The 15957-nt window shown below is 69.8% G+C and carries 9 protein-coding genes; 7 read left to right on the forward strand and 2 right to left on the reverse strand.

What is annotated here, in order from left to right:
- Window positions 1-11 precede the first annotated feature (11 nt).
- Window positions 12-1028: a phosphatase PAP2 family protein gene (locus ABT300_RS32270; protein WP_351683238.1), complete on the reverse strand. Its 1017-nt coding sequence runs from the start codon at window positions 1026-1028 to the stop codon at window positions 12-14.
- A gap of 263 nt (window positions 1029-1291) precedes the next feature.
- A complete protein-coding gene (locus ABT300_RS32275) occupies window positions 1292-2326 on the reverse strand; it encodes a LacI family DNA-binding transcriptional regulator (RefSeq protein WP_351683241.1) in 1035 nt (344 codons plus the stop codon).
- Window positions 2327-2727: 401 nt separating this feature from the next.
- On the opposite strand from ABT300_RS32275, the gene ABT300_RS32280 reads away from it, so the two are divergent.
- The 7 genes from ABT300_RS32280 (at window position 2728) to pulA (ending at window position 15722) form a co-directional block, all read left to right on the forward strand.
- Window positions 2728-4002 carry an extracellular solute-binding protein gene (locus ABT300_RS32280; protein ID WP_351683244.1) on the forward strand — a complete coding sequence of 425 codons (1275 nt, stop codon included), beginning with the start codon at window positions 2728-2730 and terminating at the stop codon, window positions 4000-4002.
- Window positions 4003-4125: 123 nt separating this feature from the next.
- Window positions 4126-5130: a carbohydrate ABC transporter permease gene (locus ABT300_RS32285; protein ID WP_351683247.1), complete on the forward strand. Its 1005-nt coding sequence runs from the start codon at window positions 4126-4128 to the stop codon at window positions 5128-5130.
- A gap of 13 nt (window positions 5131-5143) precedes the next feature.
- Entirely contained in the window at window positions 5144-6052 is a 909-nt protein-coding gene (locus ABT300_RS32290; RefSeq protein ID WP_351683250.1) for a sugar ABC transporter permease, read from the forward strand.
- A 155-nt stretch (window positions 6053-6207) separates the two neighbouring features.
- Window positions 6208-7947 carry a glycoside hydrolase family 13 protein gene (locus ABT300_RS32295; RefSeq protein WP_351683253.1) on the forward strand — a complete coding sequence of 580 codons (1740 nt, stop codon included), beginning with the start codon at window positions 6208-6210 and terminating at the stop codon, window positions 7945-7947.
- Between the two features lie 129 nt (window positions 7948-8076).
- Window positions 8077-8643, forward strand: a complete 567-nt coding sequence (locus ABT300_RS32300; RefSeq protein WP_351683256.1) for a dihydrofolate reductase family protein — start codon at window positions 8077-8079, stop codon at window positions 8641-8643.
- 109 nt (window positions 8644-8752) lie between these two features.
- The gene (locus tag ABT300_RS32305; RefSeq protein WP_351683258.1) at window positions 8753-10144 is read left to right on the forward strand and encodes an alpha-amylase; all 1392 of its coding nucleotides are present in this window, start codon (window positions 8753-8755) and stop codon (window positions 10142-10144) included.
- A 166-nt stretch (window positions 10145-10310) separates the two neighbouring features.
- Window positions 10311-15722 (forward strand): pullulanase-type alpha-1,6-glucosidase, encoded by a 5412-nt coding sequence (gene pulA / locus ABT300_RS32310; RefSeq protein ID WP_351683261.1) that lies wholly within the window; start codon window positions 10311-10313, stop codon window positions 15720-15722.
- The last annotated feature ends 235 nt before the right edge of the window (window positions 15723-15957 follow it).

A 15957-nucleotide genomic window follows, 5' to 3' on the forward strand; every position in this document is an offset into this window, starting at 1 on the left:
CCCGCGCGGCCCTACGCATGGGCCTCTGCGCGGCCCGCGCGGCCCTCCGCGTGGGCGGCCTCTGCGCGGCCCTCCGCATGGCTCTCTGCCCGGGCCTCTGCGCGAGCGCCGGAGGAGCCGCCCCGCCCCTCGCCCGACGGTGTCGGGGCCCGGTGGCGGCGCCAGGGACGCTGTCGCCTCCCTGTGGGCCCATCGTTCCGCCGCGTGTCCGGGACGGTCCTCGGCAGGGCGTACGGCGAAGCGCCGTACCAGAGGCGGGCCACGGCGAAGCCGAAGGCGAGGCAGAGGAGGCCGCCGACCGCGTCCAGCCAGAAGTGGTTGGCGGTGGCGACGATGACCACCAGCGTCGCCATCGGGTAGAGCAGGCCGAGGACACGCACCCAGGGAAGCCGGGCCAGGGCGAACACGGTCAGGCCGCACCACACGGACCAGCCGATGTGCATGGACGGCATGGCGGCGTACTGGTTCGACATGTGCTTGAGGTCGCCGGACGCCATCGACCCCCACGTCTGGTGGACCATCACCGTGTCGACGAAGCCGCCGCGCGGCATCAGACGCGGTGGCGCCAACGGGTAGAGGTAATAGCCGACGAGGGCCACCGCCGTGGTGGCGAACAGGACGAGACGGGTCGCCGCGTAGCGGCCGGGATGACTGCGGTAGAGCCACACCAGGACGACCAGTGTGACGACGAAGTGCAGCGTCGCGTAGTAGTAGTTCATGCTCACGATGAGCCAGGTCACCGAGTTCACCGCGTGGTTGACCGACTCCTCCACGGCGATGCCGAGAGTGTGCTCGGCCCGCCACAGCCAGTCGGTGTTGCGCAACGCTTCGGAACGCTGTTCCGGCACCGCGTTGCGCACGAGGGAGTACGTCCAGTAACTCACCGCGATGAGAAGGATCTCGAACCACAGGCGCGGCCGGCGGGGGCTGCGGACGCGTGCGAGACGACGATCCCGGGTCGGGGCCGTGACGGCCTGTGGAAGGGCCTGGTCGCGGCCTTCCAGCGGCGTCACAGTCGATTCACCCATGGACCCAGAGTCTGCCAGAAAAGACCTCTTCGTCCGATCATCCCGCGGTCGGGTTCGTTTTGCACGCCTTACGACGAAGGGACCCCTTCGCCTCCTTCCGGCGTACAGGAGGGAGCCCGGTTCCTCCACCCTGCGGAGGAGCGCACGTCACGCGAAGTGCCCGACCGGGCGCGAAGAGCGACGATCGGCCGCAACCGGTTACGGTCAGGTCGGCGGCGGTCGTGCCGCAGCGGTCGTCAGCGGTCGGGCGGCCCGGCGTGGGATCAGGCGCGGGCGCGGTCGCCGGGCGCCGAGGCGGTGGAACCCCGCACCACCAGCTCCGGCATGAACACGAACTCGCTGTGCGGCGCAGGCGTCCCGCCGATCTCCTCGAGGAGCGTGCGGACGGCGGCCTGGCCCATCGCCGGCACCGGCTTGCGCACGGTCGTCAGCGGCGGGTCGGTGAAGGCGATCAGCGGGGAGTCGTCGAAGCCGACCACCGAGACGTCCCGGGGGACCGCGAGGCCCCGCTGTCTGGCCGCCCGTATCGCGCCCAGCGCCATCATGTCGCTGGCGCAGACGATCGCCGTGCAGCCCCGGTCGATCAGGGCCGTGGTCGCCGCCTGGCCCCCTTCCAGGGTGTACAGGGAGTGCTGGACCAGCTCGGTCTCGATGGTCTCCGGGTCCAGCCGCAGCTGCTCCTGCATGGCGCGCACGAACCCCTCGATCTTGCGCTGGACCGGCACGAAGCGCTTGGGGCCGAGCGCCAGCCCCACCCGGGTGTGCCCGAGGGAGACGAGGTGGGTCACGGCCAGGATCATCGCCGCACGGTCGTCGGGCGAGATGAACGGGGCCTGGACCTTCGGGGAGAAGCCGTCGACCAGGACGAAGGGCACGCCCTGTGCGCGCAGCTGCTCGTAGCGCTGCATGTCGGCCGTGGTGTCGGCGTGCAGTCCGGACACGTAGATGATGCCGGCTACGCCGCGGTCGACCAGCATCTCGGTCAGCTCGTCCTCCGTGGAGCCGCCCGGGGTCTGGGTGGCGAGGACGGGGGTGTAGCCCTGGCGGGTCAGCGCCTGTCCGATGACCTGGGCCAGGGCCGGGAATATCGGGTTCTCCAGCTCCGGCGTGATCAGACCGACCAGCCCCGCGCTGCGCTGGCGCAGCCGGACGGGGCGCTCGTAGCCCAGGACGTCCAGAGCGGCGAGCACGGACTGGCGGGTGGTGGCGGCGACGCCGGGCTTGCCGTTGAGAACGCGGCTGACGGTCGCTTCGCTCACCCCCGCCTGCGCAGCGATGTCGGCAAGCCGTGTGGTCACAGGGGTGGACTGTACCGGTCGGGTGCCGACTTGCACACCAATCGGACGCCGCGGGCGACCTGTCGGACGGCCCGCTCCGGCCTGCTGCGTCATCGCGCTCCCTCGTGAAAGTGATGGCAAGAGTTTGCAGAGTCTTGCACAGCGGCGGCTCGCCCCGCTGTGGGGCCGTTCATCCGCGACAACAACGGTCTCACAGCGGTCGAGCAGAGGTCACGCCAGGGTCACGTGCGGATAACTTCGATGGGTTCTTGCATTTTTTTTCTGCAAGGTCTTTCGTGCCGCTTGCAGGGCTGTTACGTTCACGTCGCTCGACGGCGGCAACGGCGCGTCGGAGCCGGCGGGAACAGCGGACGGGACCGCTTCCCGCAGCTATACGGGCTCTCACCCTCAAGGAGAAACTCATGCGGCGTGGCATAGCGGCCACCGCGCTGGTGGCGTCCCTCGCGCTCGCGGCGACGGCCTGCGGCGGAGACGACAGCGGCAGCGACGACTCGTCCGGGCCGGTCACCATCACCTGGTGGGACACCTCCAACGCCACCAATGAGGCGCCGACGTACCAGGCCCTGGTCAAGCAGTTCGAGGCGGCCAACAAGGACGTCAAGGTCAAGTACGTCAACGTGCCCTTCGACCAGGCGCAGAACAAGTTCGACACGGCCGCCGGCGCGTCCGGGGCCCCGGACATCCTGCGCTCCGAGGTCGGCTGGACGCCCGCCTTCGCCAAGAAGGGCTACTTCCTGCCGCTGGACGGCACGGACGCCCTCAAGGACCAGTCGAAGTTCAAGGCCAACCTGCTCGAGCAGGCCAAGTACGAGGGCAAGACCTACGGCGTCCCGCTGGTCACGGACACGCTCGCGCTGGTCTACAACAAGGACCTCTTCGCGAAGGCCGGCATCACCGCGGCCCCCAAGAATTGGGACGAGCTGAAGACCGCCGCCGCCACCGTCAAGGCCAAGACCGGCGCCGACGGCTACTGGGGCTCCACCCAGGCCTACTACGCGCAGTCGTTCCTCTACGGCGAGGGCACCGACACGGTCGACGCCGACGCCAAGAAGATCACCGTCGACTCCGCGGCCGCGAAGAAGGCGTACGGCACCTGGCTCGGCCTCTTCGACGGCAAGGGCCTGCACAAGGCCGACACCACCGCCGACGCCTACGCCCACATCCAGGACGCGTTCGTCAACGGCAAGGTCGCCGCGATCATCCAGGGCCCCTGGGAGATCACGAACTTCTACAAGGGCAGCGCCTTCAAGGACAAGGCCAACCTCGGCATCGCCACCGTCCCGGCCGGTTCCACCGGCAAGGCCGGCGCCCCGACCGGCGGCCACAACCTCTCGGTCTACGCCGGCTCCGACAAGGCCCACCAGGCCGCCGCGCTGAAGTTCGTCGACTTCATGACCTCCGCCGCGTCCCAGGCGACCATCGCGCAGAAGAACTCCACGCTGCCCACCCGTGACGACGCCTACACCGCCGCCGTCAAGGCCGACCCGGGCATCGCCGGCTACCAGACGGTGCTGGCCGCCGCCCAGCCGCGCCCGGCGCTGCCGGAGTACAGCTCGCTGTGGGGTCCGCTGGACACCGAACTGCCCAAGATCGCGGGTGGCAAGGAGACCCTCGACAAGGGACTGAGCAACGCCGAGCTCGCCATCGCCAAGCTGGTGCCCGACTTCAGCAAGTGAGTCCGAGCGGCCGCCGGATCTTCCAGATCATGGAGGGGAGAGATCCGGCGGCCACCGGCCTGTGAGCTCCGGGCCGCAGCCCCCGTCGACGATCCAGCGTGAAGATCCAGAAGGTGTCGAACCATGACAGTCGCCATCGACCGCGCGACCGGCAAGCGCCGCGGTGACCGTGAGCCGAGGCCCGGGCCGGTCGGCCGCCTGAGGCGCGGCTACCAGAAGCACTGGTACGCATACGCGATGATCGCCCCGGTGGCGGTCGTCCTCGGCGTCCTCGTGCTGTACCCCCTGGTGTACGGCCTCTACCTGACGCTGACCGACGCCAACAGCCTCAACACGGCCCGCACCATCGGCGTCAACCACATCGACGCCACCTACAAGTTCATCGGCCTCGACAACTACGCCGACATCCTGTGGGGGCCGACGGCCTACGACCGCTTCTGGTCGCACTTCCTCTGGACGATCGTGTGGACGGCGGCCTGCGTCGCCCTGCACTACGGCATCGGCCTCGGCCTCGCCCTGCTCCTCAACCAGAAGCTGCGCGGGCGCACCCTGTACCGGCTGATCCTGGTGCTGCCGTGGGCGGTGCCCACCTTCGTCACCGTGTTCGGCTGGCGGTTCATGCTCGCCGACGGCGGCGTCATCAACTCCGCGCTGGACTTCCTGCATCTGCCGTCGCCGCTGTGGCTCGAGGACACCTTCTGGCAGCGGTTCGCCGCGATCATGGTGAACACCTGGTGCGGTGTGCCGTTCATGATGATCTCGCTGCTCGGCGGCCTGCAGGCCATCGACGCCTCGCTCTACGAGGCCGCCGAGATGGACGGCGCGAGCGCCTGGCAGCGGTTCCGGTACGTCACCCTGCCGGGACTGAGGTCGGTCAGCTCCACCGTCGTCCTGCTGGGCGTGATCTGGACCTTCAACCAGTTCGCCGTGATCTTCCTGCTGTTCGGCAACACCGCCCCGGACGCGCAGATCCTCGTCACCTGGTCCTACTACCTCGGCTTCGGGCAGCAGCCGCGTGACTTCGCCCAGTCGGCCGCGTACGGCATCCTGCTGCTGGCCATCCTGATCGTCTTCACCTCGTTCTACCGCCGCTGGCTGAACCGCAACGAGCAGCAGCTCGCGATCTGAGGCAGGAGTTCCCATGAGCAGCACCACAGTCGAGACCTCCGCCGCCACGAGCGAGCAGCGTTCCGCGAAGTCCCCGCGCCGGGCCCGCCGCCGCGGCGAGAACAGCCTCGCCGGCTCCCTCGCCTCGCACGGCGTCCTGACCGTCGCGAGCCTGATCGCGCTCTTCCCGATCGCCTGGCTCGTCTATCTCTCCCTCGGCCCGGACAAGGACGACTACCTCCACCCGGGCGGCATCTGGGGCAAGATGACGTTCGCCAACTACACGTTCGTCGTCGAGCACACCGAGTTCTTCAACTGGTTGAAGAGCTCCCTCATCGTCACGCTCGGCACGACCGCCGTCGGCGTGCTCATCGCCGCCACCACCGGCTACGCCGTGTCCCGCATGCGCTTCCCCGGCTACAAGAAGTTCATGTGGGTGCTGCTCGTCACCCAGATGTTCCCGGTCGCCGTGCTGATGGTGCCGATGTACCAGATCCTCTCGGACCTGCAGCTCATCGACAACTACCTCGGCCTGATCCTCGTGTACTGCACGACGGTCATCCCGTACAGCGCCTGGCTGCTCAAGGGGTACTTCGACACCATCCCCTTCGAGATCGACGAGGCGGGACGCGTGGACGGACTCACCCCGTTCGGCACCTTCTTCCGGCTGATCCTGCCGCTCGCCAAGCCCGGTCTCGCGGTGGCCGCCTTCTACAACTTCCTCACCGCGTTCAGCGAGGTCGCGTTCGCCTCGACGTTCATGCTCAGCGACGACAAGTACACGCTCGCCGTCGGCCTGCAGTCCTTCGTCAGCGAACACGACGCCCAGCGCAACCTGATGGCCGCCACCGCGGTGCTGATCGCGATACCGGCCGCCGTGTTCTTCTACCTCGTGCAGAAGAACCTGGTGACCGGCCTCACCGCGGGCGGCACCAAGGGCTGAGCGCCCGACGCGCCCATGGACTCCCGCGCGGCCTGCCGCGCGGGCGGCGGCCGCGGTGTCCTTCCGACCCCGCCGGCACCGCGGCCGCCTCGTTCCACCGCCGCCCGACCCCCGAGAAACCCATGACCACCACTCCGTTACGTACCAAGGACGTCATGAGCCAGCAGCCCTCCGCAGCCCCGGCCCCCGCCCCCACCTCGGCCGTCGCCACCGTCGCCCGGCACCGCGACTGGTGGCGGGACGCGGTGATCTACCAGGTGTACCCGCGCAGCTTCGCCGACAGCGACGGCGACGGCATGGGCGACCTGGAAGGCGTGCGCTCCCGTCTCCCGTACCTGCGCGACCTCGGCGTGGACGCCGTGTGGCTGAGCCCCTTCTACGCCTCGCCGCAGGCCGACGCCGGTTACGACGTCGCCGACTACCGGGCCGTCGACCCGATGTTCGGCAACCTGCTCGACGCCGACGCGCTGATCCGCGACGCCCGGGAACTGGGCCTGAGGATCATCGTCGACCTGGTCCCCAACCACTCCTCCGACCAGCACGAGTGGTTCAAGCGCGCGCTGGCGGACGGCCCCGGCTCGCCCTTGCGCGACCGCTACCACTTCCGCCCCGGCCAGGGAGCGGACGGCGAACTCCCGCCCAACGACTGGGAGTCCATCTTCGGCGGCCCGGCCTGGACGCGGGTCACCGAGCCGGACGGTTCGCCCGGCGAGTGGTACCTGCACCTCTTCGCCCCCGAGCAGCCCGACTTCAACTGGGACCACCCCGCGGTCGGCGACGAGTTCCGCTCGATCCTGCGCTTCTGGCTGGACATGGGCGTCGACGGCTTCCGCATCGACGTCGCCCACGGCCTGGTCAAGGCGCCCGGCCTGCCCGATCTCGGCTCCCACGAACAGCTCAAGCTGCTGGGCAACGATGTCATGCCGTTCTTCGACCAGGACGGCGTCCACGAGATCTACCGCCAGTGGCGGCTCATCCTCGACGAGTACTCGGAGAGGAAGGAGCCCGAAGGGCCTTCGTCGGAAGAGCCGTGGCGGGAGACGGGCGGGCGCATCTTCGTCGCCGAGGCCTGGACCCCGACCGTCGAGCGCACCGCGAACTACGTCCGCCCCGACGAGCTGCACCAGGCGTTCAACTTCCAGTACCTGAGCACCGCGTGGGACGCGAAGGAGCTGCGCGAGGTCATCGACCGCACGCTGGACGCGATGCGCCCGGTCGGCGCGCCCGCCACCTGGGTGCTGTCCAACCACGACGTCACCCGGCACGCCACCCGCTTCGCCAACCCGCCCGGCCTCGGCACCCAGATCCGCACGGCCGGCGACCGCGCGCTCGGCCTGCGCCGGGCCCGCGCCGCGACGCTGCTGATGCTGGCCCTCCCCGGCTCGGCGTACGTCTACCAGGGCGAGGAGCTCGGTCTGCCGGACGTCGTCGACCTGCCCGACGAGGTGCGCCAGGACCCGGCGTACTTCCGCGGCGCGGGCCAGGACGGCTTCCGCGACGGCTGCCGCGTCCCGATCCCGTGGACCCGTGAGGGCTCCTCCTACGGCTTCGGCGCCGGCGGCAGCTGGCTGCCCCAGCCGTCGCAGTGGGCGGAGCTGAGCGTGGAGGCGCAGACCGGCGACCCGGACTCCACCCTGGAGCTGTACCGCTCCGCCCTCGCCGTGCGCCGGGCCCGCCCCGACCTTGGCGCCGGCGACGCGGTGGAGTGGCTCCGGGCGCCCGAGGGGGTCCTCGCCTTCCGGCGCGGGGAGTTCGTGTGCGTCGCGAACACCGGCGGCGAGTCGGTGACGACCCCGGCGTACGGCCGGCTGCTCCTCGCCAGCGGTGAGGTCGCCGAGGTCGACGGGGACGTCAAGGTGCCCGCCGACACGACCGTGTGGTGGACGACGGTCTGAGCACCCGCAGGACGAGTCACCGGGCCCTGAGGGGCCCGGTGACTTCTTTCTCCGGCGTGTCGAACGGCGGAGCCCGCGTTCGACGCTTGGGTGAGAGGGCGAACAGCGCCCCTTGTCCGAGGAGAGAGCATGCAGATCCGCGCCCGTATGAGCATGAGCGCCGACGGCTACGTGACCACGCCGAACGGCTGGCCCGCGCTCACCGCCGACCCCGCGTTCGTCCCCGGCCGAAGCCACGGCATCCGGGAGTTCCTGGCCGACTGCGAGGCGGCCCTCATGGGGCGTACGACCTTCGAGCCCGCGCTGACCAACAGCCGCTGGCCGTGGCCGGACCTGGACGTGTTCGTCCTCGGTTCGCACCGCCCGGAGGGCGCCCCCGACCACGTCACCATCGACGGCGACCCGGTCCGGCTGCTGGAGAAGATCCGCGCCGCCAACCGGGGCGGCGACGTCCACCTCATCGGCGGCCCGCGGACCATCGCCGCCTTCCATGCGCTCGGCGCGCTGAACCGTCTCGAACTGGTCGTGCTGCCCCTGCTGTTCGGCGGCGGCGCCCAGCTGACCCCGGCGCTCAGCCCCGAGACCGGACTGACCTTCCTGAGTCAACGAGCCCTGCCCGGCGGGGCGGTGGAGATCGTCTACTCCTGCGAGGGCCGTCGAGGCGACCTGCCCGGCAAGCCCGCCGAACAAGTGTGAAACTTCTTGCCGTTACTTTCATGACCCTTGCTGTAAACATTTCGGCAGCGGTACGTTCTCGCCGGCGCCAGGCAAAGACGCCTGGCCGTCGGGCAAGGAGAACCCCCACGTGATATCGAGATGGTCCGCAAGAGCCACCGCCACCGCCGCGGCCACCGTGCTCGCCGCCTCGGCCGCCGTCCTCACCCCCACCGCCGCCCAGGCCTCCCCGCCGGGCGGCAAGGACGTCACCGCCGTCCTCTTCGAATGGAACTTCGCCTCCGTCGCCAAGGAGTGCACCAACGCCCTCGGCCCCGCCGGATACGGCTATGTGCAGGTCTCGCCGCCCGCCGAGCACATCCAGGGCTCGCAGTGGTGGACCTCGTACCAGCCCGTCAGCTACAAGATCGCGGGCCGGCTGGGCGACCGCACGGCCTTCCAGAACATGGTGAACACCTGTCACGCGGCCGGCGTCAAGGTCGTCGTCGACACCGTCGTCAACCACATGGCCGCCGGCAGCGGCACCGGGACCGGCGGCTCGTCGTACACGAAGTACGACTACCCCGGCCTGTACTCCTCCCACGACTTCGACGACTGCACCGCCCGGATCTCCGACTACACCGACCGCTGGAACGTCCAGCACTGCGAACTCGTCGGCCTCGCCGACCTGGACACGGGGGAGGAGTACGTCCGCAAGGAAATCGCCGGGTACATGAACGACCTGCTCACCCTCGGTGTCGACGGCTTCCGCATCGACGCCGCCAAGCACATCGACACCGCCGACCTCGCTGACGTCAAGTCGCGGCTGAGCAAGCCGTCGGCGTACTGGAAGCAGGAGGTCATCTACGGCAGCGGCGAGGCGGTCCAGCCCACCGAGTACGCCGGCAACGGCGATGCGCAGGAGTTCCGCTACGCCTACGACCTCAAGCGGGTCTTCAACAACGAGAACCTCGCCTACCTGAAGAACTACGGCGAGGGCTGGGGCTACATGAGCAGCTCCGTCGCGGGCGTCTTCGTCGACAACCACGACACCGAGCGCAACGGCTCCACCCTCAACTACAAGGACGGGGCGAACTACACCCTGGCCAACGTCTTCATGCTCGCGTATCCGTACGGCGCGCCGGACGTGAACTCCGGCTACGAGTGGTCGAACGCGGACGCCGGCCCGCCGAACGGCGGTGCCGTCAACGCCTGTTGGCAGGACGGCTGGAAGTGCCAGCACGCCTGGCCGGAGATCGTCCGCATGGTGGCCTTCCGTAACGCGGTCCGCGGCGAGTCGGTCGGCAACTGGTGGGACAACGGCGGTGACGCGATCGCCTTCGGGCGGGGCGCGAAGGGGTACGTGGTCGTCAACCACGAGAGCGGCTCCCTGAGTCGGACCTTCCAGACCGCGCTGCCCGCGGGCGCCTACTGCAACGTCCAGAACAACACGACCGTCACCGTCAACTCCTCGGGACAGTTCACGGCGACGCTGGGCGCCAACACGGCGCTGGCGCTCTACGTGGGCAAATCGACCTGCTGAGCACGCCCTTGCGAGCAAGAGTCGTGAAAGTTCTTTCCCGACCTTTCATGACTCTTGCTGTAAAGCTTGCGTCGGGGATACGGTCGCGCGAACGCCCGGCGACGGATGCCGTCCCGGGCGCAGGGGTCGGACCCGACAGAGCCGCAGCCGCAAGGAGTTCCCGCCTGTGATACCGAGATGGCCCGCGCCCGGGACGCGCCGCACCGCCCACGCCGGACGGGTGGCCGCCGTCACCGCGGCAGCCCTGGCCGCCGCACTGGTCCAGCCGCTGGCCGCACGAGCCGACAGCCCGCCCGCGCCGCCCTCCGACGCCAGGCTCGCCGCAGAGCCCGCCCGGCACGACGACACCCGAGAGCAGTTCTACTTCGTCCTGCCGGACCGTTTCGCCAACGGCAGCACCGCCAACGACAAGGGCGGTCTGACCGGTTCCCGTCTCTCCACCGGCTACGATCCCACCGACAAGGGCTTCTACCAGGGCGGCGACCTCAAGGGCCTCACCAAGCGGCTCGACTACATCAAAGGTCTGGGCACCACTGCCATCTGGATGGCGCCCATCTTCAAGAACCAGCCGGTTCAGGGCACGGGAAGCAATGCATCTGCCGGCTATCACGGTTACTGGATCAAGGACTTCACCCAGGTCGACCCGCACTTCGGCACCAACAAGGACCTCGAGACCCTCATCGGCAAGGCCCACGCCAAGGGCATGAAGGTCTTCTTCGACGTCATCACCAACCACACGGCCGACGTCGTCGACTACCAGGAGAAGTCCTACGACTACCTCTCCAAAGGCGCGTTCCCGTACCTGACCAAGGCCGGCGAACCGTTCGACGACGCCGACCACGCGGCCGGCGGAGCGACGTTCCCCGCGGTGGACGCCCGCTCCTTCCCGCGGACCCCGACCGTCGCCGCCGCGAAGAAGAACGTCAAGGTCCCGTCCTGGCTCAACGACCCGACGATGTACCACAACCGCGGCGACTCGACCTACGCCGGCGAGTCCACGACGTACGGCGACTTCTCCGGCCTCGACGACCTGTGGACCGAGCGGCCCGAGGTCGTCTCCGGCATGGAGAAGATCTACCAGCGCTGGGTCAGGGACTTCGACGTCGACGGCTTCCGGATCGACACCGTGAAGCACGTCGACATGGGGTTCTGGACGCAGTGGGCCACCGCGCTCGACGCCTACGCGGCCGAGCAGGGCCGCAGGAACTTCTTCATGTTCGGCGAGGTCTACTCCGCCGACACGTCGATCACCTCGCCGTACGTCACCCAGGGCCGCCTCGACGCCACGCTCGACTTCCCCTTCCAGGAGGCGGCACGGCAGTACGTCTCCCAGGGCGGCAGCGCGAAGAAGCTCGCCGGGGTCTTCGGCGACGACTACAAGTACACGACCGACAAGGCCAACGCCTACGAGCAGGTCACCTTCCTCGGCAACCACGACATGGGCCGCATCGGGTACTTCCTGAAGCAGGACGACCCGAAGGCGACCGACGCCGAACTGCTCGCCAAGGACAGGCTCGCAGGCGAGCTGATGTTCCTCAGCCGCGGCAACCCCGTCGTCTACTACGGCGACGAGCAGGGCTTCACCGGCGCCGGCGGCGACAAGGACGCCCGCCAGACGATGTTCGCCTCGAAGACCGCCGACTACCTCGACGACGACGAGATCGGCACCGACCGCACCCACGCGAGCGACGCATACGACACGAGCGCGCCGCTGTACCGGCAGATCGCCGCACTCGCCAAGCTCCGCAAGGCCAACCCGGCGCTGGCGGACGGCGTCCAGGAGGAGCGGTACGCGGCCGACGGGGCCGGGATCTACGCCTTCTCCCGTACTGACGCGAGGACCGGCCAGGAGTACGTCGTCGCCTTCAACAACGCGGGCGCGGCCAAGTCGGCGTCCTTCGCGGTCGGTTCGGCGGGCATGACCTATCGCGGCGTTCACGGTACGACGGCGACGGCGAAGTCCGGAGCCGACAGGAAGATCACCGTCACCGTCCCCGCCCGCTCGGCGATCGTCCTCAAGGCGGCCGGCAAGCCCTCCAGGCCCGCCGCCAAGCCGACCATCACCCTCAAGGCCCCGGCCGCCGGCGCCACCGGAACCGTCGAGCTCACCGCCGACGCCAACGGCGGACAGCTCAACCGGGTCGTCTTCGCCGCCCAGGTCGGCAACGGCAAGTGGCGGACGCTCGGATCGGCCGACCACGCGCCCTACAAGGTCACGCAGACCGTCGGGAAGGACGTCAAGGCCGGAACAGCCCTGCGCTACAAGGCAGTTGTGGTCGACTCGACCGGCCGCACCGCGTCGGCGACGGCCGAGTCGGTCACCGGCGCCCCGCCCGCCGAGGAGACGCCCACCGCCTCCTCCCGTGACTACGCGATCGTCCACTACAAGCGCACCGACGGCGACTACGCCGACTGGGGTCTGTACGCCTGGGGCGACCTCGCCGACGGCGAGTCCACCACCTGGCCCGCCAGCCACCCCTTCGTCGGCCGGGACGCCTACGGCGCCTTCGCCTACGTCAAGCTGAAGCCCGGCGCCTCGAACGTGGGCTTCCTGGTCATCGACAAGGACGGCGACAAGGACGTCTCGACCGACCGCACGATCGACGTCACCAAGACCGGCGAGGTGTGGATCGAGCAGGGCAAGGACGCCGTCCGGACGGAGCGGCCCGACTACCCGGCGCAGGACAGGACCAAGGCGGTCGTCCACTACCACCGTGCCGACGGGAACTACGACGGCTGGGGGCTGCACGTCTGGACGGGGGCCGCGAACCCCACCGACTGGTCGAAGCCGCTGGAGCCGGTGCGGACCGACGCCTACGGCGCGGTCTACGAGGCGCCGCTCAACGACGGGGCCACGAGCCTCAGTTACATCCTCCACAAGGGCGACGAGAAGGACCTGCCCTCCGACCAGTCGCTGAACCTGACGAGCGCCGGCCACGAGGTGTGGCTGCTGAGCGGCCAGGAGAAGTACCTGCTCCCGCAGCCCGCGGGATCGGCCGCCGCGCTCGACCTCGCCGCCTCCAAGGCGGTCTGGATCGACCGGGACACGGTCGCCTGGAACGGCTCCGCGGCCGCCGCATCCACCCAGCTGCTGTACAGCGACAAGGGCGCCATCGCCGTCCAGGGCGGCACGCTGACCGGCGCGGCCAAGTGGCTCCGGCTGACGAAGACCGCCCTCACCGACGCCCAGAAGGCTGAGTTCCCGCATCTCGCGGCCTACACCGCCTGGTCCGTCGACCCACGGGACCGCGCCCGGGTGCGCGAGGCGCTGACCGGCCAGGTCGTGGCCTCGCAACGGGCCGTCAACGGCGCGGTGCTGTCGGCGACGGGGGTGCAGATCGCGGGCGCGCTGGACGACCTGTACGCCGGGGCCACCGCCGCCCGGCTCGGGCCGACCTTCCACAAGGGCCGTCCCACGCTGGCCGTCTGGGCCCCGACGGCCCAGCGGGTGTCGCTGGAACTCGGCGGCGCCACCGTGAAGATGAAGCGGAACGACGCGACCGGCGTCTGGTCCGTGACCGGCCCCGGGTCGTGGAAGAACAAGCCCTACCGGTACGCCGTGACGGTGTGGGCGCCCGCCGCCGGCAAGGTCGTCGTCAACAAGGTCACCGACCCCTACTCGGTCGCCCTCACCGCCGACTCCGAACGCAGTCTCGTCGTCGACCTGGACGACCGGTCGCTGGCCCCGGCCGGCTGGTCGACGCTCGCCAAACCCCAGGCCGTCCCGCTCAAGGACGCCCAGATCCAGGAGCTGCACGTCCGGGACTTCTCCGTCGCGGACACCACCGTCCCCGCGCGGGACCGGGGCGGCTACCTGGCCTTCACCGACCGCGGCAGCGACGGCTCGAAGCACCTGCGGCAGCTGGCCGCGGCGGGCACGTCGTACGTCCATCTGCTGCCCGTCTTCGACATCGCCACCATCGCCGAGAAGAAGACCGACCAGACCGCCCCCGCCTGCGACCTCGCCTCCTACCCGGCCGACTCCGAGAAACAGCAGGAATGCGTTTCCGCGGCCGCCGCGAAGGACGCCTACAACTGGGGCTACGACCCGTACCACTACACGGTCCCCGAGGGGTCCTACGCCACCGACCCCGACGGCGCCGGCCGCACCGTCGAGTTCCGCAGGATGGTGAAGGCGCTCAACGAGGACGGCCTGCGGGTCGTCATGGACGTCGTCTACAACCACACGGCGGCGAGCGGACAGGCCCGCACCAGCGTCCTCGACCGGATCGTGCCCGGCTACTACCAGAGGCTGCTCGCCGACGGCTCGGTCGCCACGAGCACCTGCTGCGCCAACACGGCGACCGAGAACGCGATGATGGGCAAGCTGGTCGTCGACTCCGTCGTCACCTGGGCCAAGGAGTACAAGGTCGACGGCTTCCGCTTCGACCTCATGGGCCACCATCCCAAGGCCAACATCCTGGCCGTGCGCAAGGCACTCGACGCGCTGACCCCCAAGAAGGACGGCGTCGACGGCAAGAAGATCATCCTTTACGGCGAGGGCTGGAACTTCGGCGAGGTCGCCGACGACGCCCGCTTCGTGCAGGCCACGCAGAAGAACATGGCGGGAACCGGTGTAGCGACGTTCTCCGACCGCGCGCGGGACGCCGTACGCGGCGGCGGGCCGTTCGACGAGGACCCCGGCGTCCAGGGCTTCGCGTCCGGTCTGTACACCGACCCCAACTCATCCAAGAGCAACGGGATTCCACAGGAGCAGAAGGCCCGCCTCCTGCACTACCAGGACCTCATCAAGGTGGGGCTGTCCGGCAACCTCGCGACGTACCGCTTCACCGACTCCGACGGCAAGGAGGTCACCGGCGCCCAGGTCGACTACAACGGCCGGCCCGCCGGATACGCGGACGCGCCCGGCGACGCCCTCGCCTACGTCGACGCGCACGACAACGAGTCGCTGTTCGACGCCCTCGCCTACAAACTGCCGGCCGGCGCCTCCGCCGCCGACCGCTCCCGTATGCAGGTCCTCGCCCTGGCGACCGCCGCTCTCTCCCAGGGCCCGGCGCTCTCCCAGGCGGGCGCCGACCTGTTGCGCTCCAAGTCCCTGGACCGCAACTCCTTCGACAGCGGCGACTGGTTCAACGCGATCCACTGGGACTGCGCGACCGGCAACGGCTTCGGCCGCGGACTGCCGCCGGCCGCCGACAACGCGTCCAAGTGGCCGTACGCCAAACCCCTGTTGACGACGGTACGAGTGGGCTGCCCGCAGATCACGGCGGCCTCCGCCGCCTACCGGGACCTGCTGCGGATCCGCACCACGGAGAAGGCGTTCTCCCTCGGGACGGCCGCCCGGGTGCAGGCCCAGCTGTCCTTCCCACTGTCCGGCGGGAAGCAGACGCCCGGAGTGATCACCATGGAGCTCGGTGACCTGGTCGTCGTGTTCAACGCGACGCCCACCGCGCAGAAGCAGACGGTCGACGCTCTCGCGGGCGCGGGCTACCGGCTGCACCCGGTGCAGTCGGCGGGCGCGGACGCCACCGTACGGGCGTCGTCGTACGAGAAGGCGTCCGGCACGTTCGCCGTCCCGGCCCGGACCGTGGCGGTGTTCGCCAGGACGACCCGCTAGCGGCGCCCGCGGCGCATGACCCCGGTGGAGCAGACCGAAGCCCCGGCCCGGTCTGCTCCACCGGCGCGTCCGGCGCGTTCCGCGAGCCCGCCGCCCGCGTGTGGGCGGTCCCGGGGGCGGCCGGGGCGCCCCCCGCCCCAAGGCGACCCTGACGCTAGGGTGTTAGCGAGAGCCACGACACGAGCGCCCAACCCCCAGATAACCCACCACTAAACGATCCCCATGAAACCGCCCT

The organism is Streptomyces sp. NPDC001027, assembly GCF_040299045.1.
Lineage (GTDB): Bacteria > Actinomycetota > Actinomycetes > Streptomycetales > Streptomycetaceae > Streptomyces.

Coding starts and splice junctions, on each gene's coding strand:
- ABT300_RS32295 (WP_351683253.1), top strand. CDS start 6,208: ATGAGCCAGCAGCCCTCCGCAGCCCCGGCCCCCGCCCCCACCTCGGCC.
- ABT300_RS32290 (WP_351683250.1), top strand. CDS start 5,144: ATGAGCAGCACCACAGTCGAGACCTCCGCCGCCACGAGCGAGCAGCGT.
- ABT300_RS32300 (WP_351683256.1), top strand. CDS start 8,077: ATGCAGATCCGCGCCCGTATGAGCATGAGCGCCGACGGCTACGTGACC.
- ABT300_RS32280 (WP_351683244.1), top strand. CDS start 2,728: ATGCGGCGTGGCATAGCGGCCACCGCGCTGGTGGCGTCCCTCGCGCTC.
- ABT300_RS32270 (WP_351683238.1), bottom strand. CDS start 1,028: ATGGGTGAATCGACTGTGACGCCGCTGGAAGGCCGCGACCAGGCCCTT.
- ABT300_RS32285 (WP_351683247.1), top strand. CDS start 4,126: ATGACAGTCGCCATCGACCGCGCGACCGGCAAGCGCCGCGGTGACCGT.